15 protein-coding genes and 1 pseudogene are annotated in these 26,966 nt (G+C 71.7%); 8 read left to right on the top strand and 8 right to left on the bottom strand.

Annotated elements, in window-relative coordinates; translation table 11 throughout:
- Window positions 1–23 precede the first annotated feature (23 nt).
- Entirely contained in the window at window positions 24–161 is a 138-nt protein-coding gene (locus ACH4VO_RS02405) for a hypothetical protein (protein WP_360984024.1), read from the top strand.
- Between the two features lie 2 nt (window positions 162–163).
- Window positions 164–1,363: a methyltransferase domain-containing protein gene (locus ACH4VO_RS02410; protein WP_360984027.1), complete on the top strand. Its 1,200-nt coding sequence runs from the start codon at window positions 164–166 to the stop codon at window positions 1,361–1,363.
- A 56-nt stretch (window positions 1,364–1,419) separates the two neighbouring features.
- On the opposite strand, the pseudogene ACH4VO_RS02415 reads toward ACH4VO_RS02410, so the two are convergent.
- Window positions 1,420–2,437: pseudogene (locus ACH4VO_RS02415) on the bottom strand (MarR family transcriptional regulator).
- Window positions 2,438–3,084: 647 nt separating this feature from the next.
- Between ACH4VO_RS02415 and ACH4VO_RS02420 the strand changes: the two are divergent.
- From ACH4VO_RS02420 to ACH4VO_RS02435, 4 genes are all read left to right on the top strand, one after another.
- Entirely contained in the window at window positions 3,085–4,338 is a 1,254-nt protein-coding gene (locus ACH4VO_RS02420) for a hypothetical protein (RefSeq protein WP_360984030.1), read from the top strand.
- A 42-nt stretch (window positions 4,339–4,380) separates the two neighbouring features.
- Window positions 4,381–4,629 carry a DUF397 domain-containing protein gene (locus ACH4VO_RS02425; RefSeq protein WP_398440857.1) on the top strand — a complete coding sequence of 83 codons (249 nt, stop codon included), beginning with the start codon at window positions 4,381–4,383 and terminating at the stop codon, window positions 4,627–4,629.
- Between the two features lie 465 nt (window positions 4,630–5,094).
- Entirely contained in the window at window positions 5,095–5,550 is a 456-nt protein-coding gene (locus ACH4VO_RS02430; RefSeq protein ID WP_360984033.1) for a hypothetical protein, read from the top strand.
- A 126-nt stretch (window positions 5,551–5,676) separates the two neighbouring features.
- Window positions 5,677–6,906 (top strand): hypothetical protein, encoded by a 1,230-nt coding sequence (locus tag ACH4VO_RS02435; RefSeq protein ID WP_360984036.1) that lies wholly within the window; start codon window positions 5,677–5,679, stop codon window positions 6,904–6,906.
- 93 nt (window positions 6,907–6,999) lie between these two features.
- Here ACH4VO_RS02435 and glgB read toward each other — a convergent pair whose 3' ends face one another.
- From glgB to ACH4VO_RS02455, 4 genes are all read right to left on the bottom strand, one after another.
- Complete coding sequence (gene glgB, locus ACH4VO_RS02440) at window positions 7,000–9,606, bottom strand: 1,4-alpha-glucan branching enzyme (protein WP_360984039.1); 2,607 nt, start codon at window positions 9,604–9,606, stop codon at window positions 7,000–7,002.
- 53 nt (window positions 9,607–9,659) lie between these two features.
- Complete coding sequence (locus ACH4VO_RS02445) at window positions 9,660–11,096, bottom strand: maltokinase (protein WP_360984042.1); 1,437 nt, start codon at window positions 11,094–11,096, stop codon at window positions 9,660–9,662.
- Window positions 11,097–11,346: 250 nt separating this feature from the next.
- Window positions 11,347–13,053: a maltose alpha-D-glucosyltransferase gene (gene treS, locus ACH4VO_RS02450; RefSeq protein ID WP_360984045.1), complete on the bottom strand. Its 1,707-nt coding sequence runs from the start codon at window positions 13,051–13,053 to the stop codon at window positions 11,347–11,349.
- Window positions 13,050–15,143 (bottom strand): alpha-1,4-glucan--maltose-1-phosphate maltosyltransferase, encoded by a 2,094-nt coding sequence (locus ACH4VO_RS02455; protein WP_360984048.1) that lies wholly within the window; start codon window positions 15,141–15,143, stop codon window positions 13,050–13,052. Before ACH4VO_RS02455 ends, treS begins: the two co-directional genes overlap by 4 nt.
- A gap of 698 nt (window positions 15,144–15,841) precedes the next feature.
- Here ACH4VO_RS02455 and glgP point away from each other — a divergent pair.
- Both glgP and ACH4VO_RS02465 read left to right on the top strand, forming a co-directional pair.
- A complete protein-coding gene (gene glgP / locus ACH4VO_RS02460) occupies window positions 15,842–18,520 on the top strand; it encodes an alpha-glucan family phosphorylase (protein WP_360984051.1) in 2,679 nt (892 codons plus the stop codon).
- A gap of 161 nt (window positions 18,521–18,681) precedes the next feature.
- Window positions 18,682–20,505, top strand: a complete 1,824-nt coding sequence (locus ACH4VO_RS02465; protein WP_360984054.1) for a SpoIIE family protein phosphatase — start codon at window positions 18,682–18,684, stop codon at window positions 20,503–20,505.
- Between the two features lie 128 nt (window positions 20,506–20,633).
- Here the strand turns inward: ACH4VO_RS02465 and ACH4VO_RS02470 are convergent, their stop codons facing one another.
- The 3 genes from ACH4VO_RS02470 to ACH4VO_RS02480 all read right to left on the bottom strand — a co-directional run bounded on the left by ACH4VO_RS02470 (window position 20,634) and on the right by ACH4VO_RS02480 (window position 26,851).
- On the bottom strand, window positions 20,634–22,676 hold the full coding sequence (locus tag ACH4VO_RS02470) for a M4 family metallopeptidase (protein WP_360984057.1): 2,043 nt from the start codon (window positions 22,674–22,676) through the stop codon (window positions 20,634–20,636).
- A gap of 384 nt (window positions 22,677–23,060) precedes the next feature.
- Window positions 23,061–24,932, bottom strand: a complete 1,872-nt coding sequence (locus tag ACH4VO_RS02475) for an ABC transporter ATP-binding protein (RefSeq protein WP_360984059.1) — start codon at window positions 24,930–24,932, stop codon at window positions 23,061–23,063.
- Window positions 24,929–26,851: an ABC transporter ATP-binding protein gene (locus ACH4VO_RS02480; RefSeq protein ID WP_360984062.1), complete on the bottom strand. Its 1,923-nt coding sequence runs from the start codon at window positions 26,849–26,851 to the stop codon at window positions 24,929–24,931. The genes ACH4VO_RS02475 and ACH4VO_RS02480 overlap by 4 nt, the downstream gene beginning before the upstream one ends.
- Between the last annotated feature and the right edge of the window lie 115 nt (window positions 26,852–26,966).

The raw sequence follows: 26,966 nt of genomic DNA on the forward strand, positions 1-26,966 counted from the left end.
CGAAACACCGAGAGGACACCTCTATGAACCCGTTCTGGATGCTCCAGGCCGACGGAGGAAACCCGCAGGACGACAGCGACTCGGGTAACAAGCACGGCGGAGGTGGCTCCGACGAAGGCGGTAACAGCAGCGACGGGCAGACACCGGCGGACGGGCGCTGACCGTGTCCGAGAAGACGATGTCGGAGGCCGGTCCTGACGGGCTGGCCTCCGGGCTCATGAAAAAGGGTGTGCTGGCTTCCGACTGGCTGCCGGCCTTCAAGGCGGTGCCCCGTCACCTCTTCGTCCCGGATGTCATCTGGCCGGGGAGAGCGGGAGCGAACCGCCAGGACGACCAGGTGGTTCGGTCGGAGGACCCGGAACTGTGGTGGAAGACCGTGTACACGGATGCTCCGATCACGACACAGTGGGACGACGGGAAGCACGCGGGCCCTGGCCGGGGTCGTACGCCGTCCTGCTCCAACTCGATGCCCACGATGGTGTTCTCCATGCTCGCGGCGCTGGACGTCGAGGCCGGTCACCGGGTGCTGGAGATCGGCACGGGCACGGGCTGGAACGCCGCTCTGCTGTGCCACCGGCTCGGAGACATGAACGTCGTCACGGTCGAGGTGGACGAGCGGATCGCGGCCGAGGCCCGTACCCGGCTCCTGGCCTCGGATTTCCATCCGAGGCTCGTCGTCGGCGACGGCGCGCGCGGCTACGGCAAGGATGCGCCGTACGACCGGATCATCGCCACGTGCTCGGTCGGGAGCATTCCGGGCCGGTGGGTGGGCCAGACCAAACCGGGGGCGGTGATCGTGGCCCCGTGGGGGCCTGTGTACGGGGGCGAGGCGGTGGCCAGGCTCACGGTCACGGAGGCCGGAACACTGACCGGCCGGTTCGTCGGCTCGTCGGCCTTCATGCGGCTCCGCGAGCAGAGGAAGAACCTGCCGCCCGCGAGCGACTTCCTCGACGAGGACCTCTGGCCCGCCAGCGGCGTGGAGTCCAGGACGACACTGTCACCCGACGACGTGGGCGAGTGGATCCACATGTTCGCGATCGGTGTGCAGGTCCCGGACGTGTTCTGCCGTGTGTCGGACGTACGGGAGGACTCCTACCGGCTGTGGCTGTTCGACAGGGGAAGGACGAGTTGGGCGTCGGTCGACTACACGAGCGGGGAGACCTCCTTCCGCGTCGTGCAGTCAGGGCGTCGCGACCTGTGGCGTGAACTGGAGGCCGCGTGGCGGTGGTGGTACCAGCAGGGCCAACCGGACTTCGACCGGTTCGGCCTCACCGTGGATCACCGCGGCCACGTGGTCTGGCTCGACACTCCGGCCAACCCTGTGCCCCGGTGGGCTCCGGGGCCTCGCGCGCGGAACGAGTGAAGTAGAGCCGTCGTACCGGCCCTCCTGCTCCCTGACGCCCGTTCGGCGCGTTGCGCTCAGGGGGCTTTCAGCAGCTCGCGGAGGTTGCCGACCAGGGCGTGGATGTCACGTTCGGCGGGCGGGTCGGCGGGAGCCTCCGCGGCCGTTCCGGGGGCGGGCGTGCGGCAGGGGCGGCAGAGGCCGTCGGGGAGTGCCGCGGAGGGGCCGGGTGTGCCGCATTCGGTGCACTCCATCATCAGACGGCGTACGGGGGCGCCGGATTCGGCCGGGGCCGAGGCTGCGGGCAGGCGGGGCGGGATCTTGTCGCGGAGGCGGCGGCGGACGAAGCCGACGGGGGAGTCGACCCTGGCGGGGAGCCCGGCGGTGAGGGCGTGGGTGAGGTAGTCCGTGGTCACGCCCCGGTCCAGCCAGGCGGAGGCCAACTCCTCCAAGGCGGTGCAGTCGGCGCCGGAGAGGGCCAACCGGGGCTCGTCGCGGCCGAGTCGGGCCAAGGCCAGATAGGCGGGCGAGGGGCCGTCCGGGGTGGGCTCGGAGGCCCGCTGCTGCGGCACGGCGGGCACGGCGGGCGCGGGCTGGGGCGCGGGCGGCGCGGCGGGGGGTTCGTCGGTGGGGGGGCGGGGAGCACGGCGGCGGGGACACGGCCGGGAGCGCTGCGGCTTCCTGGGCGGCCCGGGTGTTCTCGGCCTTGACGAAGGCGTCCCACCACTCGTTGTCCCGGGCGGTGCGGGACCAGTACGTGCGGGTGACCCAGCGGCTCTCGCCCTCGCCTGCCTGGCCCTGTGCGCGCCGCAGGTGACCGGCGACGGTCAGGGCCCTGAGGGCGCTGCCGACGGCCATCTGACCGTACAGCGGAAGGTGCTTGGCCAGCGTCTTGATGTCCATGGCCGCGCCGTCGGGGAGGTGGTCGACGTATCCCGCGATGTGGCGCTCCCGCTCGGGCAGCAGCGCGAAGTCGTCTGCACGCGGTGGGCGTTGGTCCGGGGCTGAGCGCTTGCCGTAGCCGCGGTGGGCCTTCGGGTACGGGCGGGAGGATGCAGGGGCGCGCAGGGCGGGACTAGGGTGCTCGATAGCCACGAGATCGTCTTCCGTTCGATCTTGGGGTGAGACCCCGGCCCGGTGTTGGTCGCACCGTGTCGGGGTCGTTTCGTCGGAGGCACCGTAAGCAGGTGTGACGTCGCGTGGCAAGCTGATCACATTTAGTCATACCGGCTGGTCGTGACGGGGCGGGGAGGGTGGGGAGGTTTTCCCAACCCCCTTCTTTCCCCTACCGGTTGACCAAGAGCGCTCGAATCCCGGAGCCCGCATCCCGGCCCCCGGATCCCGGAGCTCGAGCGCCGGGCCGGGCCCCCTCCGCGTACCCACGAAAGAGTGAGCCGGTCGGTCCCGCAGCTCCGACCCCGGAGCCCGCATCCCGGCTCTCGAAGCCCGGAGCTCGACGAACGAGAGCGCATTCTCCTCCACGTCGCGCCGCCGTCGATCCAGCTGAAGCCCTCCGGGGACGTGTCCAGTCAACTCGATGCGATGTGGCTGAAGGAAGCGGTACACCATCTCGCGGATCCGAGCGTAGAGCCTGTGATGCGGCCGGTACGGGACTCCCGTACCGGCCGCATCCGTCTGCCCGGGGCGGAACCGGCCTTCCGCGTGTGTGCGGTGTGATCATTCCGTGCTGGTGTCGTGGGGGTGAGGGCGAGGAGTATCACTGTCCTGAACAGGCACAAGGGGTGGGGATACTGAAGACCGTACGACACCGGGGAGCGGCCTTCGCGCTGCTGCTGCCGGTCATCATCGGGATGGCCGGATGCGGCACGGCGGACAAGGCCGAGGCGGGGAAGGCGGTCTACGGACAGCCGCTCGCCGAGCAGTTCCAGGCGGCGACGGACGCGACGCGCGGGGCGGGTACCGCCGCCTTCGTGTCGACCCTGACGTACGGGACGGCGGGCGGTGACGCCGTGTACCGGGCGCGGGGGAGCCAGGACTACGCGAGCGGCACGTCACGCGCGAACATCGGCCTCAGCGCCGGCCGGAACGTCTCGAAGGACACCCTGAAGCTTCTTCGGGGTGCCGCTCCCCAGGGCGGGCAGGTGGTGGCCACCGCCGGTGACGACGTCTACGTCCGGCACGGCAGGTCCGCCTGGCTGAAGTACACGCCCGAGGCCGTCAACCGGCTGGGCGAGGCCACCGGTGTGATCGCCGCGCATGCCGCCGGGGACGCGGCGCCCTACAGCGGCACCCTCGCGGATCTCGTGCCCCGGGTGATTCCCCGGGAGCGGCCCGAGCGGCAGGAGGACGGCAGTCGGGTGTACCGGGTGACCGCGCTCCCCGAGGTGGCGGCCGAACTGCTTCCGCGTGACTTCCAGCGCATCCCGGACGGCTGGGGGACAGAGCCCGTCCGGCTGACGGTGCGCTTGGACGCCGTCGGGCGGCTGGCCTCCGCGACCGCCGACCTCGCTCCCGTACTGGACCGGCTGCACGAGCGGAAGCTCCTTGGCGATGTGCGGACGCTGCGTGCGGCGTACAGCCTCTCGGCCTTCGGCGAGCCCGTGAAGGACGGGAGGCCGGGGAAGGGCGGAGAACCGGTCGAGGACGCCGGCAAGGTGCTGGTCTTCGTCGGCACGCTGAAGGACGGACGGTGCGCCACCACCGGCGACACCGGACTGGGCTCCGAGGCGATTGTGCGGCCCGTCGACTGCGCGGACCGACATGATCTGCGGGTGCTGGCCCAGGTGAAGGTGGACCGGAGCCTCCCCGGCAAGCAGGAGACCGTGAACGGTGACACCTACGCGAGGGAGCAGTGCGGGCGTGCCTACACCGCCGCGCCGCAGGACTGGCGGCGCGGCGGCCGTTATGCGGAGGGGTTCAGCTTCGTGGGGGAGTCCAGCGTGACCGTCTCCGTCCTGGTCGGCCGGACGCCGGGCGCGGGCGGGACGAGGACGAAGGTCGCCGGCTCCTATACCTGCTACGTCCAGGCCCTCTGACCGCCGGTCGGCCGAACGGGGGTGCCGTACGACCTGGGGGCGGTGCGGTACGTAGGCAAGGAACACCTCCGGGGGCGGTGCGGTCGCCCTCGAAGGACGCCCCGCGGGGGTGGTGCTGCACGCCCAGGCAGCTACAGCAACAGCAGCGAGGGAGACTCCTGCGTCGAGGTGTCGACGGCCCCCGGCGTGGTGCGCGTTCGGGATGCGAAGAACCTGGCGGGCCCACGGATCGCCTTCGGCGCGGCTGCGTGGACCGGATTCGTCGCGCACACTCCCCCCAGCTTCTGCTGACGCTCCCACTCGGGCGCTGACCGGCCGCCTCCCCCATCAGGTCGGCTCGACCGTCGGCTTCGTACGCCGCCGTCTCGTCGACAAGCTCCCGCCCCGGCTGCCCGCAGCCCCACCCCGGGTCCGGCCGCGCCGGACGTGCGCCCGCTCCTGGTGGAGTGCGCCGAATGTGGCCGCCCCGGCCCGGCCCACGCGCTTCCGGACGGCCTTTGCCGCCCCTGCCGCGCCACCGTCCGGACAGGGGCCGAGGCCCCGGAGGGCGCAGAGGCCGAACTGCCGGGCGAGCGCGACGTCCACGCGCTGGTGGGCAGCATCCGCAATCTGATGCGGACACCCTGAAAGTCTTCCGGGCCGCTGCCTCAAGTCACCGGCAGGGCCGTTCGAACGGCTGTCGGCGCCGCTGGTTAGGCTCTTCCCGCCCCGGGACGGAAGAGCGTGCCGGGGGGAACGTACACAAGGGGGAAAGCAATGCGCAGGACACTTACCGCGACGGCCTTCGTTCTGACGGCCGCGCTGCTGACCGGCTGCGGTGGTGGCGAGGAGAAGCCCGCAGCCGAGGACAAGGGGAAGTCCCCCGCAGCCCAGGGTTCGGAGAAACCGTCGGAGACCGGCGGCGGCAAGGTGGAAGAGGGCACCCCGCACGAGGTGACGATCGCTGTCGAGGGGACCGGCAGGAGCAACGTCATGTACACCCTCGACGACTCCGACTTCACGCAGGTGGACCTGCCGTGGACGAAGACGGCCACCATCGCGGCGCGGGGCGCCGAGCGTGAGGTGGGGCGACTGGTGATCGTCACGCCCGGCACCATGATCGCGGCAGACGGCAAGATGGTCGCGGCTCGGTGCTCGATCACGGTCGACGGCAAGACGGTCGCCGAGAGCAAGGACGACTCGGGCAAGCCCTGTTCGTACAAGTTCACGTAGTGCGTCACCGCGCCCGGTGAGCCACTCGGAACGAGCACCGTGGCATGCGTGTAGGCGGAGATGCATAGCGCGGAGCCCGTGATCCGGTCACGTGCTGATGACTGACCGGCTGAGAGAGACCGTGTGATGCAAGTGAACTCCGTGCTGGAAGTGCGGGAACTCCACTATTCCGTGGCCGGGAGAGCTCTGCTCGACGGGGTGGACCTCACTCTTCCTGCCGGTCGGTCGCTGGCCGCCACCCTGCCCGCGGCCATCGCACTGTTGCTGGCCGCCGCCGACCGGGGTGTGACCGCGTTCGGGCGCCGCCGTGGGCTGGCGGGGACGCTGCTCGCGGGCCGATGGACGCAAGGACGCCCCGGCTACCTCTCACGCCTCGTCGCGGGCGTGGTCATAGCGATGGGGCTGCTGAGTGTGGTGCAGGTGTATCCGAGTATGCAAAGCGCCTCCGTCCAGGGGGCGCTGGCGATGCGGGAACGCTTCGGGCACAGCATCCTCACCGTCCAGATACCGCACGGTGCCGAGGGCAGGACCGGCCCGTGGTCCGAAAGGCTGCCGTCCGGTGTCGAGGTGGCGGTGGTCGACTCGACGCTCGGTCTGGCGAACGGGGCGGGTGAGGTGAGGGAGGGGCCGGACGGCCCTGTCGAGGTCCGGCAGGAGGTCACGGTCCGCGGAGACTGCAGTGCCTTGCGGGGCCTGGGCTTGACGTGTCCGGCCGGGAAGAGCACCGGAGCCGCCCCGCTCTCGGAATCCACGCCCGCCCTCCGCGCTCTGCTGCCGGCTTCCGTGACAGAGGTCGGCGTGAGCCACGCTCCCCTTGCCGCCCGCCAGGGCAACGTGCTCGTCGTGTACTCGCCACAGGGGGAGGCGCTTCCGCTGGGAAGGCTGAAGCGGGACGCTCTCGCCGTACTGGGACCCGGCGCTCTCGTCGAGAGTGTGGGCCAGGGGTGGATCGGAGGGGCGGCCCTGCTCTCGTCCCAGCTGCGCTGGGTGACGCTTCTGGGTATTGCGGGGGTGGGGCTGGTGGCGCTGGCAGCCGCGTTGAACTGCCTCGCCGAGGTGCTGCGCTTCGCCAGTTCCATCGCACCGGTATCCGTGGTGACCGGCAGCCGGCGGGTGTACGTGACCGTAGCCGTCTGGACTCTCGCGGCGCCTCTGTGCGCCGCAGGCGCACTGGGCGCGGTCAGCGCGGTCTGGGTGACCCTCCCCTACACGACACCGCCGAGGAACGGGGAGCTACCACCTCAGATGTTGAGCGCCTCGGTGGCTGTGGTGTGCGCCCTGGCGCTGGTAGTGGCCTCTCTGGCCGCCCTGACTGCCGTACGGGAATCGAGGCGCTGGCGCCCCCGGCACGACTGAACGGGCGGCAGGCTCGGTGTCCGGCCACCTGCGTCTGCGGAGGAGCCGGGGCGGCACTCCGGGATGACCGGATGTGTCGCCCCGCGCCGTCCGTCAGGCCGGCCGCAGCCACACCGTCGCCAGCGGAGGCAGCGTCAGCGTGAGGCTGGTGTCCCTGCCGTGGGACGGGACCGCCTCCGGCTTCAGCGGGCCCTCGTTGCGCACGTCGCCGCCGCCGTACCGTGCCGCGTCCGTGTTGATGATCTCGACCCATGCCTCGGGGCCGTCCGGTACGCCGATGCGGTAGTCCTGCCGCACCACCGGCGAGAAGTGGCAGACCGCGATCAGCGGTGAGCCGTCCGCGTCGTAGCGGACGAAGGAGAGCGCGTTGTCCTCCGCCGCGCCGCCGTCGATCCAGGAGAAGCCCTCCGGGGCCGTGTCGCGCTGCCAGAGCGCGGGCAGCGCCCCGTACACCGCGTTCAGGTCGGTGACCAGCGTGCGGACGCCCCGGTGGTCGGCGGAGGCCTCGTACGTCTCGTCCAGCAGCCACCAGTCGGGGCCGTGGCCCTCGGACCACTCGGCTCCCTGGGCGAACTCCTGTCCCATGAAAAGGAGTTGCTTACCGGGGTGGGCCCACATGAAGCCGAGGTAGGCGCGGTGGTTGGCGCGCCGCTGCCACCAGTCGCCGGGCATCTTGGTGACCAGGGCCTGCTTGCCGTGCACCACCTCGTCGTGCGAGATGGGCAGCACGTAGTTCTCGCTGTACGCGTACACCATCGAGAACGTCATCTCGTCGTGGTGGTACTTGCGGTGGATCGGCTCCTTGGACATGTAGACGAGGGAGTCGTGCATCCAGCCCATGTTCCACTTCAGGCCGAAGCCCAGCCCCCCGTGGTCCGTGGCGCGGGTGACGCCGCTCCAGGCGGTTGACTCCTCCGCGATCGTGACCACGCCCGGGTTGCGCCGGTAGACGGTCGCGTTCATCTCCTGGAGGAAGGCCACCGCGTCCAGGTTCTCCCGGCCGCCGTACTCGTTGGGCGACCACTGGCCGTCCTCGCGCGAGTAGTCGAGGTAGAGCATCGAGGCCACGGCGTCGACCCGCAGGCCGTCGATGTGGAACTCCTCGCACCAGTACGTGGCGTTGGCGACGAGGAAGTTGCGGACCTCCGTGCGGCCGTAGTCGAACTCCAGGGTGCCCCAGTCGGGGTGCGCCGCCCGCTTCGGGTCGGAGTGCTCGTACAGCGGGCGGCCGTCGAACTCGGCGAGGGCCCAGTCGTCGCGCGGGAAGTGCGCGGGCACCCAGTCCATGAGGACGCCGATGCCCGCCGCGTGCAGGGCGTCGACCAGGAACCGGAAGTCGTCCGGGGTCCCCATCCGGGACGTCGGCGCGTAGAAACCCGTGACCTGGTAACCCCAGGAGCCGCCGAAGGGGTGCTCCGAGACCGGCATCAGCTCGACGTGCGTGAAGCCGAGCTCCCTTACATAAGCCGGGAGTTGGGCCGCGAGCTCGCGGTAGCCCAGGCCCGGCCGCCAGGAGGGGAGGTGCACCTCGTAGACGGAGAAGGGGGACTCGTGCACCGGCCGGTCGCCCCGGTGCGCCATCCAGTCCGCGTCCTGCCACACGTGGTGCGAGGCCGTCACCACCGAGGCGGTCGCGGGAGGCACCTCCGTGTGGCGTGCCATCGGGTCGGCGCGCAGGGTGTGCGAACCGTCGGGCCGGCAGATGTCGTACTTGTAGACGGCCCCCTCGCCGACACCGGGGAGGAACAGCTCCCACACTCCGGTGGAGCCCAGCGAGCGCATCGGGAAGGCCGTGCCGTCCCAGTAGGTGAAGTCGCCCGTGACACGGACCCCGCGCGCGTTCGGAGCCCAGACGGTGAAGCGGGTGCCCGGCACGCCCTGGTGCTCCATCGGCTGCGCGCCGAGAGCCCGCCACAGCTCCTCGTGCCGGCCCTCACCGATCAGGTGCAGATCGAGCTCACCGAGCGCGGGCAGGAAGCGGTAAGGGTCCTCCACCTCGATCTCGTTGTCGTCGTAGGCGATGAGCAGGCGGTACTCGGGCACGGACGGCATCGGCAGGACGGCGGAGAAGAAGCCGTCGCCGTCGTTCTGCAGCTCGGCCCGCACGTCCCGCGCCAGCACGGTCACCGAGCGGGCGAAGGGGCGCAGGACCCGGACGACGACACCGCCCCGGGCCGGATGCGCGCCCAGGACGTCGTGCGGAGCGTGGTGCTCACCGGCGAGCAGCCGGGCCCGGTCGGCGTCGGCCAGAGCCGTGGCCGGAAGGGCGTCCTTGCTCCCGCCGCCGCGCCGGGGGCGGGGCGGCGTGCCGGAGGCTCCGGAGGGCTCCGGTGCCGGGGTGGCCGGGGCGTCGGCGGCGGGCGCGCCGCCGGGGACGGGGCCGTCGGCGGGGAGGCGCTCGGAGGCCGGGGCCTTCGCGGCCGCGGCCCCGGCACCCGGTGACGTGGTGCCGGGGGCCTTGGCGGCGGCGGTGCCGGTACCCGCGGGGGTCTTGGTAGCCGCGCGGGTCTTGGCGGTGGTGGCCTTGCCGGCCGTGGTGGTCTTGGCGGCGGCGGTGCGCTTCGCCCTGCGCTTGGCGGGCGGTGGCGTGTCGGAGGCCGGCGCGCCGACCTCGGTGGTCACGGGCTGCGCGGCGGGCGGGACCTCGACGGGCTCGGGAGCTGACTCGGGGGACGTGCGGGACGGCTTGCGGGCGGTCACAGGGAGTGCCTCCTCGGGGGGTGGGGGACGGAGGGGAGGGAGGGGAGGGAGGGTCACACGGGCGTGCCGGCCAGGCGGTGGATCGCGGCCATGGGGACGGGCAGCCAGTCGGGGCGGTGCCGGGCCTCGTACAGGACCTCGTACACCGCCTTGTCGGTCTCGTGGGCACGCAGCAGCTCCGGTTCGCCGCGCGGGTCGGTGCCCGACGCCCGGGCGTAGCCCTCGCAGTACGCGGCACGGCAGCGGGCCGCCCACTCGGGGTTCCATGGCCGGTGCGAGCGGGCCGCGTAGTCGAAGGACCTGAGCATCCCCGCGACGTCGCGCACCGGCGGCTGCGGGCTGCGGCGCTCGTGCAGGGGCCGCGCCGGTTCGCCCTCGAAGTCGATGAGCGACCAGAAACCGTCCGGCCCGCGCAGGGTCTGCCCCAGGTGCAGGTCGCCGTGGATCCGCTGCGCGGCCCACCCCTTTCCCGTACGGCCCAGCGCGGCGACGGCGTCGAAGGCGGTGCGCAGCCCCGGTACGTACGGGACGAGGGCCGGAACCGCCTGCGCGGCGCACTCCAGCCGCTCGATCATCCCGGCCACCAGATGGCCGGTCCGCTCCTGGGCGAGCGCGGGGGTCGGCAGGGCCGCCGCGAGGGCCGTGTGGACCTCGGCCGTGGCCACGCCCAGCGCGTGCGCCTCGGGGAGGAAGTCGCGTCCCGCCGCGAGCGAGGCCAGCGCGAGCTGCCAGCCGTCCTCGGCTCCGTGCAGGAACGGCTGCAACACGCCGAGGGTGAGCGGCTCCGGAGTCTCCGCCTCGAACCAGGCGACCGGGGCGGGCACCCGGCGGCACCCCTCGCGGCCGAGCGCGAGCGGCAATTCCAGATCGGGGTTGCTGCCGGGGAAGACCCGCCGGAAGATCTTCAGGATGTAGGCGTCGCCGTAGACGAGCGAGGAGTTGGACTGCTCGGTGTCCAGGACGCGCGGGGGGAGTCCCGCGGGGATCGGCACGGCCTGTTCGAAGGTGAGGTGGCCGAGCGATCCCGGGTTACGGAATCGTTCCAGCAACAGGTCGGCGACGCGCGGGTCGTGCAGACCCTCGTACAGGGTGCGGCCGGCCAGCGGGCCCTCCGCGACCTGGCCGATGAGGGCACCCGCCAGCCGTGGCGGCAGTGTGGTGCGTACCCCCAGCAGGAGCTGGTAGCAGTCCTCGTGGGACTGCGGGGTGCGGCTCGGCTGGTGGGCGCGGACGAGCAGATGCAGCAGACCGGGGCCCGCGGCGGAGGCGTCCAGCGGCAGTATCTCGGTGGCCGCGACGAGGGAGAAGCCGGTGACCGGCTGGCCCTTGCCCGCGAACCAGCGCTGCCGCGGCAGCCATTCGTGGAGCAGTGGGACGAGTGACGGCAGTAGCGCCGTCGTGGCCGTGGTGCTTGTGGGACCTCGTCTTGTCGACTGTGTCGTTGCTGTGCTCTTCGCCAGGGCGACTCGAGTGGATGCAGCCTCCGACATGGCATCGCGTCCTTTCCCCGGGCACACCACAGGATGCGAAGAGTGTCCCGGATTGCGGCAATGGCTGTCCGGCTGTGCGGGACGTGTCGGGAGAGGATGGTCCGTACGGACTCGATCAATGGGCCCGAAGGGTCCGGAAGGAGCCCGGAAGAGCTCGATATGGGGGAGAGTGCCCCGTGCGGGGCGGCGGAAACCGCCCCGGGGGGCGGCGCCGGATGGTGGGGCGCCGCCGGCCGGCCGACTGGATCGGTCAGCTGACAGGAGCGTCCTTCCGCAGCCGGAACCAGTAGAAGCCGTGCCCGGCGAGGGTCAGCAGGTAGGGCCACTGCCCGACGGCGGGGAAGCGGACCCCGCCGATCAGCTCCACCGGATGACGCCCGTCGAAGGCGCGCAGATCGAGCTCCGTCGGCTGCGCGAACCGTGAGAAGTTGTGGACGCACAGCACGAGGTCGTCCTTGTACTCACGGGTGAAGGCGATCACCGCCGGGTTCGACGACGGCAGTTCGCTGTACGAGCCGAGGCCGAAGGCCGGGTTCTGCTTGCGGATCTCGATCATCCGCCGCGTCCAGTGCAGCAGCGAGGACGGCGAGGCCATGGACGCCTCGACGTTGGTGACCTGGTAGCCGTAGACCGGATCCATGATCGTGGGGAGGTAGAGCCGCCCCGGATCGCTGGAGGAGAAGCCGGCGTTGCGGTCCGGGGTCCACTGCATCGGGGTGCGTACGGCGTCGCGGTCGCCGAGCCAGATGTTGTCGCCCATCCCGATCTCGTCCCCGTAGTAGAGGATCGGCGAGCCGGGCAGGGACAGCAGCAGAGCGGTGAACAGCTCGATCTGGTTGCGGTCGTTGTCCAGGAGGGGGGCGAGGCGGCGGCGGATGCCGATGTTGGCCCGCATGCGCGGATCCTTGGCGTACTCCGCGTACATGTAGTCGCGCTCTTCGTCCGTGACCATCTCGAGCGTGAGCTCGTCGTGGTTGCGCAGGAAGATGCCCCACTGGCAGCCGGAGGGGATCTCCGGGGTCTTCGCCAGGATTTCCGAGACCGGGTAGCGGCTCTCGCGCCGGACGGCCATGAAGATCCGCGGCATCACCGGGAAGTGGAACGCCATGTGGCACTCGTCGCCGCCGGCCGGGAAGTCGCCGAAGTAGTCGACGACGTCCTCCGGCCACTGGTTGGCTTCGGCGAGCAGCACGGTGTCCGGGTAGTTGGCGTCGATCTCCTTGCGGACCCGCTTGAGGAAGTCGTGGGTCTCGGGGAGGTTCTCGCAGTTGGTGCCCTCGCGCTGGTAGAGGTAGGGGACGGCGTCCACCCGGAAGCCGTCGATGCCGAGGTCCAGCCAGAAGCGCAGGGCGGAGATGATCTCCTCCTGCACGGCCGGGTTCTCGTAGTTGAGATCGGGCTGGTGTGAGAAGAACCGGTGCCAGTAGTACTGCTTGCGCACCGGGTCGAACGTCCAGTTGGACGTCTCGGTGTCGACGAAGATGATCCGCGCGTCCGGGAACTGCTTGTCGTCGTCGGCCCAGACGTAGTAGTCGCCGTACGGCCCGTCGGGGTCGGTGCGGGACTGCTGGAACCAGTCGTGCTGGTCGCTCGTGTGATTCATGACGAAGTCGATGATCACGCGCATGCCGCGCTGGTGGGCGGCGTCGACGAACTCCACGAAGTCGGCGAGGTCGCCGAACTCGGGCAGCACGGCGGTGTAGTCGGAGACGTCGTAACCACCGTCGCGCAGCGGCGACTTGAAGAAGGGCGGCAGCCAGAGGCAGTCGACACCGAGCCACTGGAGGTAGTCGAGCTTGGCGGTCAGGCCCTTGAGGTCGCCGACGCCGTCGCCGTTGGAGTCCTGGAAGGACCGGACGAGTACCTCGTAGAAGACGGCGCGCTTGAACCAGTCGGGATCGCGGTCCTTGGCGGGAGTGTCCTCGAACAGGTCGTGGACGGGCTCATTGACGATCATGGTGTGGGTGACCCTCCGGTCGGCGGGGACGGTCGCAGGACGGCGACGTGCGCGGGTGTCACACCCGGCTCCAGACGCACATAGAAGGTCCTGCCCCAGTGATAGGTGGCGCCGGTGAGCTCGTCGCGCACCGGCACGCTCTCGTGCCGGTCGAGGCCGAGGCGCGGCATGTCCAACGAGACCGTGGCCTCCTGGGTGTGGTGGGGGTCGAGGTTGACGACCACCAGGACGACGTCCGGACCGGACCGCTTGCTGTAGGCGATCAGTGCCCCGTTGTCGACGTGGTGGAAGTGGACGTCGCGCAGTTGCTGGAGCGCGGGGTGGCGACGCCGGATGCGGTTGAGCGAGGTGATCAGGGGTGCCAGTGAGTGGCCCTCACGCTCCGCCGCATCCCAGTCCCTGGGCCTGAGTTGGTACTTCTCCGAGTCCTGGTACTCCTCGCTCCCGGGATGCACCGGGGTGTTCTCGCACAGCTCGAAGCCCGCGTACACACCCCAGGAGGGGGACAGCGTGGCGGCGAGCACGGCCCGCGCCTCGAAGGCCGGTCGGCCGCCGTCCTGGAGGTAACCGGGAAGGATGTCGGGCGTGTTCACGAAGAAGTTCGGCCTCATGTACGCGGCACAGTCGCCCGCGAGCTCCAGGGCGTACTCGGTGAGTTCCTGCTTCGTGTTGCGCCAGGTGAAGTACGTGTAGGACTGCTGGAAGCCGACCGCGGCCAGCGTGCGCATCATGGCGGGACGGGTGAACGCCTCGGCCAGGAAGATCACGTCCGGGTCGGTGCGGTTGATGTCGGCGATCGCCTTCTCCCAGAAGACGACCGGCTTGGTGTGCGGATTGTCGACACGGAAGATGCGTACGCCGTGGTCCATCCAGAACCGCAGGATGCGGACGCTCTCCGCGACGATGCCGGCCAGATCCTTGTCGAACGCGATCGGATAGATGTCCTGGTACTTCTTCGGCGGGTTCTCGGCGTAGGCGATGGAACCGTCGGGGCGGTGGTGGAACCACTCGGGATGCTCGGTCACCCAGGGGTGGTCCGGCGAGCACTGGAGCGCGAAGTCCAGCGCGACCTCCATCCGCAGGGTGCGGGCCGTCCCCACGAAGTGGTCGAAGTCCTCGAGCGTGCCGAGTTCGGGGTGGACGGCGTCGTGACCGCCCTCGGCCGAACCGATCGCCCAGGGCACCCCCGGGTCGCCGGCGGCGGGGGAGAGGCTGTTGTTGGGGCCCTTGCGGTGGGTGGTGCCGATGGGATGGATGGGTGGCAGGTAGACCACGTCGAACCCCATCGCGGCGACGGCCGGAAGCCGTTCGGCGGCCGTGCGGAAGGTGCCGCTGACCATCCTCGGGGCCGGGAGAACCGCTTCGGCACCGGGGCCGGTCCCCGCGCCCGCCGCCTTGGCCGCCTTCGTCGCCTTGGCCGAGCGCGCGGTGCGGGCGGGCCTCGCGGGCGCGGCCGGTTCCGGATGTGCCCCTTCGGAGCGCGGGAACAGCTCGTACCAGGACCCGTACAGGGCACGCCGGCGTTCGACGAGCAGGGGCATGGGCCGGGAGGCGGTTACCAGCTCGCGCAGGGGGTACCGGCCGAGCGCCTCGTCCACCTCGGGAGTGAGCGCGGCGGCCAGCCGGGCGGCCTCAGGGCGGCTCGCGTCACGCAGCGCGTCCACGGCGGCCAGCACCGCCTCGCGCCCCTCCTGCTTCGGCACGCCCGCGGCGGCCCGCTCGTACAGCTCCGCGCCCTCCGCGAAGACCAGGGCGACGTCGATACCCGCCGGCACCTTGATCCGCGCGTGGTTGCGCCAGGTCGTGACCGGATCGCTCCACGCCTCGACCGTGTAGGTCCAGTGCCCCTCCGCCGTCGGGGTGACGTCACAGCCCCACCGGTCCGTCCCCGGGGCGAGTTCGCGCATCGGCGTCCACGGGCCGGGCCGTCCGCTCGGGTCGCACAGCACCACGTCCGCGGCCACCGCGTCGTGGCCTTCGCGGAAGACGGTGGCGCTGACCTGGAAGGTCTCGCCTGCGACGGCTTTGGCCGGCCGTCTGCCGCAGTCGACGAGCGGACGGACGTCCAGGACGGGAATGCGACCGATCATGGAATCACCTGGGGGCTGGATCTCGGCATGCACGGAACGCGGAGTGGGTGCGAGGGGCTGACCGCGCGCGCCGCGATGGTGGGGTTGCGTCCTTTGTAGCTGCTCAGTCGTCTGCTGGCGGGCTGTGGGCATGGCCGCTCCTGTCCGCGTTCACTCGAATGGCACTCGAATGGCAGGTGCGCGAGGATCTCGTGCTCGGAATCGGGGCACCTGGGCTGCGCTGCGCGGGTGGGTGTAGAGGAAGCCTTCCCCCCGCTTACGGGCTGCCAACCCGACGGCGTATCAACTCCGGGGTGCACGCCGCGTACGCGCTGTGCACGCGGCGTGCCGTTCCCCCGGCCGACGCGTCACGCACCTACGCAGCCTTTCGTGTGGTGCGAAGCGCCACAAGGCCGCGTGAGGGGAAACCGGCCATATCGCCCGAGACGGGTGAGCGCGCGTCGGGCCCCTGGGCCGCTCGGGCCCGACGGGGGGCACGGGAATGCCGGGACCGAAGCGGACCGAGGGGGGCGTGGGAGGGCGCGCGCGGCGCGAGGGCCGGGCCCGGGGCGGGCGGCCCGCGCGGCACCGGCCCCACTGAGCCGGTCGCGCGCCGTCGCCGCGTACGGCGGCACGCCGCTACCGTCGAGGGTGACGGAGAGGACGCACACCGTGGTGCGTCCCCTCGGATCCGTACGTCCCCTGTAAAGGTGGGATACGTGAAGGCCATTCGTCGATTCACCGTGCGTCCCGTCCTCCCCGAACCCCTGCGACCGCTCAGCGACCTCGCCCACAACCTGCGCTGGTCCTGGCACACCGAGACCCAACAGCTCTTCCAGGCGGCCGACCCGGAGGGCTGGCGGCCCGCGGACGCCGACCCTGTGCGCCTGCTCGGCGCGGTCTCCGCCGCGCGTCTCACCGAGCTGGCCGGGGACCAGCACTTCCTGCGCCGCCTCACGGAGGTGTCCGAGAACCTCCGGGAGTACCTCGACGGCCCGAGGTGGTATCAGGACCAGCTCGGCCAGGGGGCGGAGCTCCCCGCCGCCATCGCCTACTTCTCCCCCGAGTTCGGGGTCACCGCCGCGCTGCCCCAGTACTCCGGCGGACTCGGCATCCTGGCCGGGGACCACCTCAAGGCCGCCAGCGACTTGGGCGTCCCGCTCATCGGGGTCGGTCTGCTCTACCGTCACGGCTACTTCCGGCAGAGCCTGTCCCGTGACGGCTGGCAGCAGGAGCACTACCCGGTGCTCGACCCCAACGAGCTGCCGCTCACCCTCCTGCGGGAAGCGGACGGCACCCCCAGCCGGGTCGTGCTCGCCCTGCCCGGCGGGCGTTCGCTGTACGCGTCGATCTGGCAGGCCCACGTCGGCCGGGTCCCGCTGCTGCTGCTCGACTCCGACGTCGAGGAGAACGCGCCGGGCGAACGTGACGTCACCGACCGTCTCTACGGCGGCGGCAGCGACCACCGGCTGCTCCAGGAGATGCTGCTCGGCATCGGCGGGGTCCGCGCCGTGCGGACGTACTGCCGGCTGACCGGGCACCCCGCTCCCGAGGTGTTCCACACCAACGAGGGACACGCCGGATTCCTCGGCCTGGAACGCATCCGGGAACTCTCCGACACCGGCATGGACTTCGACGCGGCCCTGGAAGTGGTGCGGGCCGGGGCGGTGTTCACCACCCACACCCCGGTGCCCGCCGGCATAGACCGGTTCGAGCGCCAGCTCGTCGCCCGCCACTTCGGTGACGACGGCGAGCTGCCGGGCGTCGGCGTGGACCGGATCCTGCGCCTCGGCATGGAGACCTACCCCGGAGGCGAGCCGGACCTCTTCAACATGGCGGTGATGGGCCTGCGGCTCGCGCAGCGCGCCAACGGCGTCTCCACACTCCACGGAGCCGTCAGCCGGGAGATGTTCTCCGGCCTGTGGCCGGGATTCGACCCCGCGGAGGTGCCGATCACCTCCGTGACCAACGGGGTGCACGCACCGACCTGGGTCGCCCCCGAGGTCCTGCGCCTCGGCGCCAGGAAGTTCGGCACCGAACGGGCGGAGAACGCGCTCGCGGGCGCCGGGGCCGGCCCGGGGGACGGCGCCGGGGACGGACGGGCCGGCACCCCCCGGCGCTGGGACGCCGTCAGCGCCGTCCCCGACCGGGAGATCTGGGAACTGCGCCGGGGGCTGCGCGAGCAGCTCGTCACCGAGGTCCGCAGGCGGCTGTACGCCTCCTGGCGCAGGCGCGGCGCCGGCACCGCGGAGCTCGGGTGGGTCGACGACGTACTCGATCCGGACGTCCTGACCATCGGCTTCGCCCGCCGTGTCCCCTCGTACAAGCGCCTGACACTCATGCTGCACGACCGCGACCGGCTGCGGGCCCTCCTGCTCCACCCGACGCACCCCATCCAGATCGTCGTCGCCGGCAAGGCCCACCCCGCCGACGACGGAGGGAAGCGGCTCGTCCAGGAGCTGGTCCGGTTCGCGGACGACCCGAGGGTGCGTCACCGCATCGTCTTCCTGCCCGACTACGGCATGGGGATGGCGCAGAAGCTCTACCCGGGCTGCGACGTCTGGCTCAACAACCCGCTGCGCCCTCTGGAGGCCTGCGGGACGAGCGGGATGAAGGCCGCGCTGAACGGCTGCCTCAACCTCTCGGTGCGCGACGGCTGGTGGGACGAGTGGTTCGAGCCGGACTTCGGCTGGGCGATCCCCACCGCCGACGGCTCCGCCACCGACGAGGAGCGGCGCGACGAGCTGGAGGCGGGCGCCCTCTACTCGCTGATCGAGGAGCGGGTCGCCCCGCGCTTCTACGACCGCAACGCCGAGGACCTCCCGGAGCGGTGGATCGAGATGGTCCGGCGCACCCTGGTGACTCTGGGGCCCAAGGTCCTCGCGGGCCGCATGGTGCGCGAGTACGTCGAGCGGCTCTACGCCCCCGCCGCGCTGGCCCGCCGGGCACTGCGGCCGGCCGCCGCCCAGGAGCTCGCCGCCTGGAAGGCCAAGGTCCGCGCGGCCTGGCCCCAGGTGGCCGTGGATCATGTGGAGGCCTCGGCCGACACCGTGGTGGGCGCCTCCGCCGAGCTGGGCTCCACCCTCGCGCTCCGGGTGCGGATCGCGCTGGGCGGCCTGGACCCGGACGACGTGGAGGTGCAGGTGGTGGCCGGACGGGTCGACTCCGGTGATGCGATCGCCGAAGCCCAGACCTTCCCGCTGAAGCCCGCCGGCGGTCACGACCTGGAGGACCGCTGGCTGTACGAGGGTCCGCTCGCCCTCGACCGCACGGGGCCCTACGGCTACACGGTCCGGGTCCTGCCCTCGCATCCGCTGCTGGCCTCCGGCGCCGAACTCGGACTGGTCGCGGTTCCGGCCGCCTCGGCGGTCGTGAACGGTGGAGTGCTGCTGCGCTGACACCCGTACGGGGCCCGTCACCCGCCGGGGTGGCGGGCCCACCGGTGTCCGGTCCTCCTTTTCGCCCGTATCCGGCGGAACCGGCCGGGGTGGTTTCACCGTGATCTCGCTAACATGACTGCCGGTGCCTCAGAGGCTCACGAGCCACCGAGGCGACAGCGATGCGTCCCCGGGCGCGAGTGGAGGTCAGCACGGTGAACGGCGGCGGAGGCCGAGCGAGACGCCTGACCCGTCGGCTGGCCGCGCAGGGGGGTTCCGCCCGGCCGTTGCGCGTCCGCCACCCCGAGACCGTCGGCGCCGCGCGGGCCGACCGCTTCACCACGGCCGCGCGGATGCGCTGGCTCCACCGGGCGAGCACGCGGATCGGTACCACGCTCGACCTGGAGCGGACGGCCCAGGAACTGGCCGTCTACAGCGTGCCCCGGCTCGCGGACGGCGCCGCCGTCGACCTGCTGGAATCCGTGCTGCACGGTGAGGAGGGCGAGCGCGTCACCGGGAGCGCCGTCCCCGTCACCCGGGCCATGGCCGTGCACGCCGTCGAGGCGCTGTCCGAGCTGGAACCCTCCCCGGTCGGCGAGGTCGTCGACCGCCGGGAGCGCCGCGAGACCCTGCTGACCACCCACTGCCTGCGCAACGGCGAGTCCGTGCTGGTCAGCCGGATGACCGAGGAGGACTTCGAGCGCGTCGCCCCGACCGACAGCGCCGCGGCGGCCATGCGGCGCCAGGGCGTCCACAGCTACCTGGCCGTGCCGCTGATCGCGCGCGGTGTCCTGCTGGGCTCGGCCGACTTCGTACGGGCGGGCGACAGCCCTCCCTTCAACCGGGCCGACGCTGAACTGGCCGGCCAGCTCGCCGCCATGGCGGCCGTGTTCATGGACAACGCCCGCCTCTACGGGCGCGAGCGCCAGCACGTCCTCTCCCTCCAGCGCAGCCTGCTCCCGCGCGCCACCCCGCACACCCCCGGTCTGCGGGTGCGCGCGCACTACGCGCCCGCCGCCGACGCGCACGGCGTGGGCGGCGACTGGTACGACGTGGTGGCGCTGCCCGGCGGGCGTACGGCGCTGGTCGTCGGCGACGTCACCGGGCACGGAGTGGCGGCCGCCGCCACGATGGGCCGGCTGCGGACCGTGGCCCGCACGCTCATGACGCTGGACATCGCACCCGACCGGGTACTCGCCCGGCTGGACCTGGCCACCCGCGACCTGGAGGACGACCAGGTCGCCACCTGCCTGTGCGCGGTCTACGACCCGGCGGACGCCAGCTACACCATCGCCAGCGCGGGCCATCCGCCGCCGCTGCTGGTGGACGGCGAGGGCGGCAACCGGTTCCTCGACGTGCCGGTCGGGGCGCCGCTCGGTACCGGAGTCATCCCGTACGACCCGCTGCGGACGCACGCCCCGCCGGGCAGCCGGCTCGTCCTCTACACCGACGGCCTGGTCAAGACCCGCACCGACGACGTGGACGTCCAGCTGGAGCGGCTGCGCGCGGCCGTGGGCGCGATGGCGCCGCAGGACCTGGACGACGGCGGCCTGCACCTTCTGCTGGGGCAGGTCGAGGGCCGCTTCGACGAGGCGGTGCTGCTGGTCGCCCGGGGCTGCGAGCTGCCCCCGGAGGCCGGTCTGCGGGTGTGGGACCTGCCTACGGAGGGCAATCCGGCTTCCACCGCACGCAAGTTGGTAACGGAGCAGCTCACCTTGTGGGGGCTGGCCGATTTCACCGATGTCACCGAACTGGTCGTCAGTGAACTGGTCGGCAACGCCATGCGGTACGGCGGCGGTCCCGGCCGCCTCCGGCTGCTGCGTGACGAGCGGATCGCGGTCGAGCTCGCGGACACCGGGCCCGATCTGCCCCAGATCCAGCACGCCGGGGTCAGCGACGAGGGCGGCCGGGGGCTGCAGCTCATCAACATGCTGTGCCGCAGGTGGGGTTCGTGCCGTACGGCGGGCGGCAAGGTCGTGTGGGCCGAGCAGAACATCCCGTCCTGAACGCTGCCGCCGGACTCACCCCCATGCGGAACGGGCCCGGGAGGGGCTTGCCTCTCCCGGGCCCGTTCGGCCCTGACGGGGCGGCCGGTGGCCCGGCGCGCCGCGTGTTCAGCGTGTGGTGCGGGTGCTCAGAAGGTGAGCTTGACGCTGTTGAAGGTGCCGGTGTCGCCCGAGTACACGTCCTGGATCCGCAGGTTCCAGGTGCCGTTGGCGACCTCGGAGGAGGCGTTGACCGTGTAGGTCGCCACCACGTTGTCCGCGGAGTCGCTGGACGAGGAGTTCTTCAGCCGGTAGGCCGTACCGTCCGGGGCCACCAGGTCGAGGACCAGGTCACCGCGGTAGGTGTGGGTGATGTCGACGGCGACCGGGAGGGCGCTCGGCGCGTTGCCGCTGCGGCCGCTGACGACGACGGGGACGTTGGTGGTGCTGTTGTCGGCGATGGCCTTGACGGTCGTGTTCTGGAAGACCGTGCCGCCCGGGTCGGTGCCACCACCGGGGCGGGTGCCCACGTTGATGCCGGCCCAGGCGTTGGCGACCGCGGTGTACTCGGCGCTCGTGGTGCCGTACAGCTCACCGGCCACGGCGAGGGTCCCGGTGCGGGCCGCCGCGTAGTTCGTGGTGGAGGTGAACTTCGTGGTGAGCGCCTTGAACCAGATCTGCAGCGCCTTGTCCCGGCCGATGCCGGTCACCGGAAGGCCGTCGGACGTCGGGGAGTTGTAGGACACCCCGTTGACGGTCTTGGCGCCGCTGCCCTCGGAGAGCAGGTAGAAGAAGTGGTTCGCCGGGCCCGAGGAGTAGTGGACGTCGACGGAGCCGATACCCGAGTACCAGGAGTCCTTGGAGGCGCCGTCCTTGCTCGGCTTGTCCATGTAGCGCAGCGGGGTGCCGTCGCCGTTGATGTCGATCTTCTCGCCGACCAGGTAGTCGCCCGGGTCGGTGGCGGTGTTGGAGTAGAACTCCACACCCGCAGCGAAGATGTCCGAGGTGGCCTCGTTGAGGCCGCCGGACTCACCGCTGTAGTTCAGGCCGGCGGTGTTGGAGGTGACGCCGTGCGTCATCTCGTGGGCCGCCACGTCGAGCGAGGTCAGCGGAGCGAGGTTCCCGCTGCCGTCGCCGTAGGTCATGCAGAAGCAGCTGTCGGACCAGAAGGCGTTGACGTAGGCGTTGCCGTAGTGGACGCGGGAGTACGCGCCGACGCCGTCGCCCTTGATGCCGGTGCGGCCCATGACGTTCTTGTAGAAGTCCCAGGTCTCCGCGGCCCCGTAGTGGGCGTCGGCGGCGGCCGTCTCGGTGTTCGACGCGCTGCCGTTGCCCCAGATGTCGTCGGCGCCGGAGAAGAGCGTCCCGGTGCCCGAGGTGCCGCGGTTCAGGTTGTACGTCTTGTGGCTGCCGCGCGCGGAGTCGGTCAGGTTGTACGAGCCCGAGCTGCTCGAGGTGCCGAGCGTGACCTGGCCGCTGTACTGCGTGTTGCCGGTGCCCGTCTCGATGGCCTGCCACTCGTACAGCTTGGCACCCGACGAGGCGTCCGTGATCACGTGGAGCTCGTTCGGGGTGCCGTCGTGCTGGAGGCCGCCGACCACGGTCTCGTACGCGAGCTGCGGGGTGCCGCTCGCCGTCCAGACGACCTTGCGCGGGGCCTTGGATGCCTCGGTGCTCTTGGAACCGTCCGCGCGGGCCGTGGTCAGTGCCTGCTTCTCCGCGGTGGCGGGCGCGATGTCCGCCGTGGTGCCGACCGCCTTGAGCTGCGCGCCGGTCGCCCGGGACGCCTTGGTGACGCCCTCCGTGGTGCCGGCCTTGGACTCGGAGACGACCAGGTCGCCGCCGAGGACCGGGAGGCCGCCGAGGGTGCGCTCGTAGCGGGTGTGCGTGGTGCCGTCGACGTCCTTGACGACATCGCGGACGACGAGCTTCTCGGTGGTGCCGAGGCCGAGTTCCTTGGCGGTGGCCGCCTTGGTGGCGTCGGCCTCGCGGAGCAGTTCGGCGCGCTGGGCGGGGGAGAGCTTCGCGGGGAGCGCGCCCGGGTCGGCGCCCTTGGCGGCGGCGGCCGGTGCGGCGGAGGTGGTGTCGGCCGGGGCGGCTGAGGCGCCGCTCTGGACTCCGACGGCGAGGAGGGCTGCTGCGGCTATCAGAGCGCCGGTCGCGGTGGCACGACGGCTGGGCGTGGATCTCACGCGGACTCCTTCTGCGAGGGGGGTCACCGGCAGGCTGGGTGAGTCGGCCGGACGGAGCAGGCGGTGCGCGGAACGGGGGAAGAGTGTCAGCAGAAGGTGGCGCGTGTCAGGACCGCGTCAACACAATGGCCGGAATTCGTCCGTTGGCGGAATGGTCATGTTCGTTAAGCGGACGTTTCCCCGTGTGTCATCCCTGTGGCGTAGGGCGGGCCGCTGAGGGGTGCACGACCAGAACGCGCAGGGTGCTTTGAGATTGCGTTCGAATACGCGACGTTCGCACGGGTGGACGGCAAGCGGACGAAGGCCACCAGGTGAGACGGTACGGAACCGTGGCCGGTTCCGTACCGTCTCCCGGCGGCCGGTTTCCTACTCGCAGGTACCGCGTCAGGCCAGGCTCTCCCGCCAGGCGCGGTGCAGTCCGGCGAACGTGCCGGTACCGGCGATGAGTTCCGCCGGGGTGCCGTCCTCGACGATCCGGCCGTTCTCCATCACCAGCACCCGGTCCGCGATCTCCACGGTCGACAGCCGGTGCGCGATCACCACCGCCGTCCGGCCGTGCAGCACCGTGTCCATCGCCCGCTGCACCGCACGCTCACCGGGGATGTCCAGCGAGCTCGTCGCCTCGTCGAGGATCAGCACCGCCGGATCCGCGAGCAACGCCCGTGCGAAGGCGACCAGCTGGCGCTGCCCCGCCGAGATCCGGCCGCCCCGCTTGCGTACGTCCGTGTCGTACCCCTCGGGCAGGCCGCTGATGAAGTCGTGCGCGCCGATGGCCTTGGCCGCGTGCTCGATCTCCTCCGGGGTCGCCTCCGGGCGGCCGATCGCGATGTTCTCGGCAATCGTGCCGGAGAACAGGAACGCCTCCTGCGTCACCATCACCACGCCCCGGCGCAGCTCCGCCGTGGCCAGGTCGCGCAGGTCGGTCCCGTCCAGCAGGACCCGGCCCTCGGTGGGGTCGTAGAAGCGTGCCAGCAGTTTGGCGAGCGTCGACTTCCCCGCGCCCGTGGAGCCGACCACGGCCACGGTCCGGCCTGCGGGAATGGTCAGGTCGAAGCGCGGCAGCACCTCGCCCCCCGTCCGGTACGCGAACCGCACGCCGTCGAACACGACCTCGCGGCCCGGCTGTTCACCGGCCAGGGCGGGCAGCTGCTTCGGGGAGGCGGGCTCGGGAACGGCGGGCGTCTGCGCCAGTAGTCCCGCGATCTTCTCCAGCGAGGCGGCGGCGGACTGATAGGAGTTGAGGAACATCGCGAGCCGGTCGATCGGGTCGTACAACCGCCGCAGGTACAGCACGGCCGCCGCCAGCACCCCGAGCGCCAGCGTCCCCGACGCCACCCGGTAGGCGCCCCACAGGACCATCGCGGCCACCGCCGTGTTGGCGACGAGCCGGGAGCCGACGACGTAACGCGCCATCTCCAGCAGCGCGTCGCCGTTCCTCCGCTCGTGACGGTGGTTGAGCACCTCGAAGTCCGCGTCGTTGACACGCTCCCTGCGGAAGGCCTGCACGGGGCGGATGCCGTTCATCGTCTCGGCGAACTTCACGACGACCGCGGCGATCGCGGAGGAGCGCGCCGAGTAGGCCTGGGACGCGCGGCGCCGGTAGGCACGCACCAGCAGGTACAGGGGGACGAACGAGGCCACGGCGATCGTGCCGATCCCGAGATCGAGCCAGAGCAGCATGAGGGAGATCGACACGAACGACAGCACGACGCCGATGAGCTCCTGCAGCCCCTCGCCGAGCAGTTCGCGCAGGGACTCCACATCCGTGGTCGAGCGCGAGATGAGCCGGCCGGAGGTGTAGCGCTCGTGGAAGTCCACACTCAGCGCCTGTGCGTGGCGGAAGATCCGGCCGCGCAGATCGAGCAGGACGTCCTGGTTGATCCGGGCGGCGGCCCGGATGAACGCGTACTGCATCAGACCGGCGCCGGCCGAGCACACGGCGTACCCGGCGCCCACGGCGATCAGCGGCCCGTGGTCGTGGTCCCGGAACGCGGGGACGCCGCTGTCGATGGCGTACGCGACCAGTAGCGGCCCCGCCTGCACGGCGGCCTGCTGGATGACCAGGAGCACGGAGGCCAGGACGACCCGGGCGCGCAGCGGGGCCAGCAGCGAGGTCAGCAGCGCCCAGGTCGCCCCGCGGGGGGCGGGCAGGGCGTCCCGGTCGAACGGGTCGCCGGCGCCGGACGTCGGGGGCGCCCCCTTTCCCGGCAGGTCCTCGTCGGCGACGGCCCGGCCGTCGGTGGTGGTACCGGTCATCGGATGCTGCCCTCCTCGGCAGTGGAAACCCCGGCGCGGGCGCCGGCGTCCACCGGGCTTCCCACGCCCGCGGCGCCCTTCGTGTCCTCCACGCCCTCGCCCCCGGCGCCGGCCGCTGCACGGTCCACGCCGCCGTCTGCGCCTTCCGCGTCCCGCACACCCTCCGCGCCCGACATCAGCCAGGCGTACTCGGCGTTGCCGCGCAGCAGTTCCTGATGCGTACCGATCGCACCGATCCGGCCCCCGGACAGCAGCGCCACCCGGTCGGCCAGCATCACCGTGGACGGCCGGTGCGCCACGACCACCGCCGTCGTCCGCTCCAGCACGCGCCGCAGCGCCGCCTCCACCAGCGCCTCCGTGTGCACGTCCAGGGCGGACAGCGGGTCGTCGAGCACCAGGAAACGCGGTCCGCCCACGACGGCCCTGGCCAGCGCCAGACGCTGGCGCTGGCCGCCGGACAGGCTCAGCCCCTGCTCACCGACCTGGGTGCCGACGCCGTCGGGAAGGTCGTACACGAAGTCGGCCTGCGCGACCGACAGGGCCCGGCGCAGCTCCTCCTCGCCCGCGTCCTCGGCGCCCATCAGCACGTTCTCCCCGACGGTCGCCGAGAAGAGCGTCGGCTCCTCGAAGGCCACGGACACCAGCTCGCGCAGCCGGGACCGTTCCATGCCCGCGATGTCCTCCCCGTCCAGGAGGATCCGGCCCCCGGTGACCTCGTGCAGCCGGGGGACGAGCGCCGTCAGTGTCGTCTTGCCCGAGCCGGTCGCCCCCACCAGGGCCATCGTCTCGCCGGGCCGGATGTGCAGGTCGATCCCGGCCAGCACGGGCGGGGAGCCGGGCGCCGCGTCGGGATAACGGAACTCGACCTTCTCGAAGACGATCCCCGGACCGGCCGCCGGAGCGGTGCCCGCGCTCTCGGGGTCCTGCTCCTGCGCCACGTCCATGACCTCGAAGAAGCGGTCGGCGGCCGTCGCGGACTCCTGGCTCATCGCCAGCAGGAAGCCGATCGACTCGACCGGCCAGCGCAGCGCCAGCGCCGTCGACAGGAAGGCGACGAGCGTCCCCGCCGACAGACCGCCGTCCGCCACCTCGATCGTGCCGAGCACCAGCGCGGCCCCGATCGCCAGCTCGGGGAGGGCGGTGATGAGGGCCCAGATCCCCGCCAGCAGACGGGCCTTGCCCAGCTCCGTGGCCCGCAGCCGCCGGGCGAGCGCGTGGAAGGCCCGCGCCTGGCTGCGGTGCCGGCCGAACCCCTTGACGACGCGGATGCCCAGCACGCTCTCCTCGACGACCGTCGTCAGATCGCCGACCTGGTCCTGCGCCTGCCGCGCCACCAGGGAGTACTTCGTCTCGAAGACGGAGCAGAGGATCATCAGAGGTACCGCAGGGGCCAGCAGCACCAGCCCGAGGGACCACTCCTGGGCGAACAGGATGACGAAACCGACCAGGATCGTCGTCGCGTTGACCAGCAGGAAGGTCAGGGGGAAGGCCAGGAACATCCGCAGCAGCATCAGGTCGGTGGTCCCGCGCGACAGCAACTGCCCCGAGGGCCAGCGGTCGTGGAACGCCACGGGCAGCCGCTGCAGATGCCGGTACAGGTCCGCGCGCAGCGCCGCCTCGACCCCCGCCAGCGGCCGTGCCACCAGCCACCGCCGCAGCCCGAACAGCCCGGCCTCGGCTAGTCCCAGGAGCAGCAGGTAGAGGGCGCCCAGCCACACCCCTCCCGGATCACGGTCGGCGACCGGGCCGTCCACCATCCACTTCAGGACGAGCGGGATCACCAGGGCGAGACACGACGCCAGCACCGCCACGAGAGCGGCGGCGAACCAGCGCGCCCGAACGGGTCGGACATAGGGCCACAGACGCAGGAGGGAGCGCACGGTGGACCGGTCCGTGGGCTCTGCGGATTTTTCGGGCATCACGAGCGAGCCTATGGTTCACCACTGACATCCCTCACGTGGTTTTCCGGTCACCGCGAGCGGGTCGTACGCCCGCGTCAGCCGATCGGCCGATGCGGGTCCGGGCGGCACCGTG

Origin of the sequence: Streptomyces sp. NPDC020780 (genome assembly GCF_044334475.1) — a bacterium.
Classification (GTDB): Bacteria; Actinomycetota; Actinomycetes; order Streptomycetales; family Streptomycetaceae; genus Streptomyces.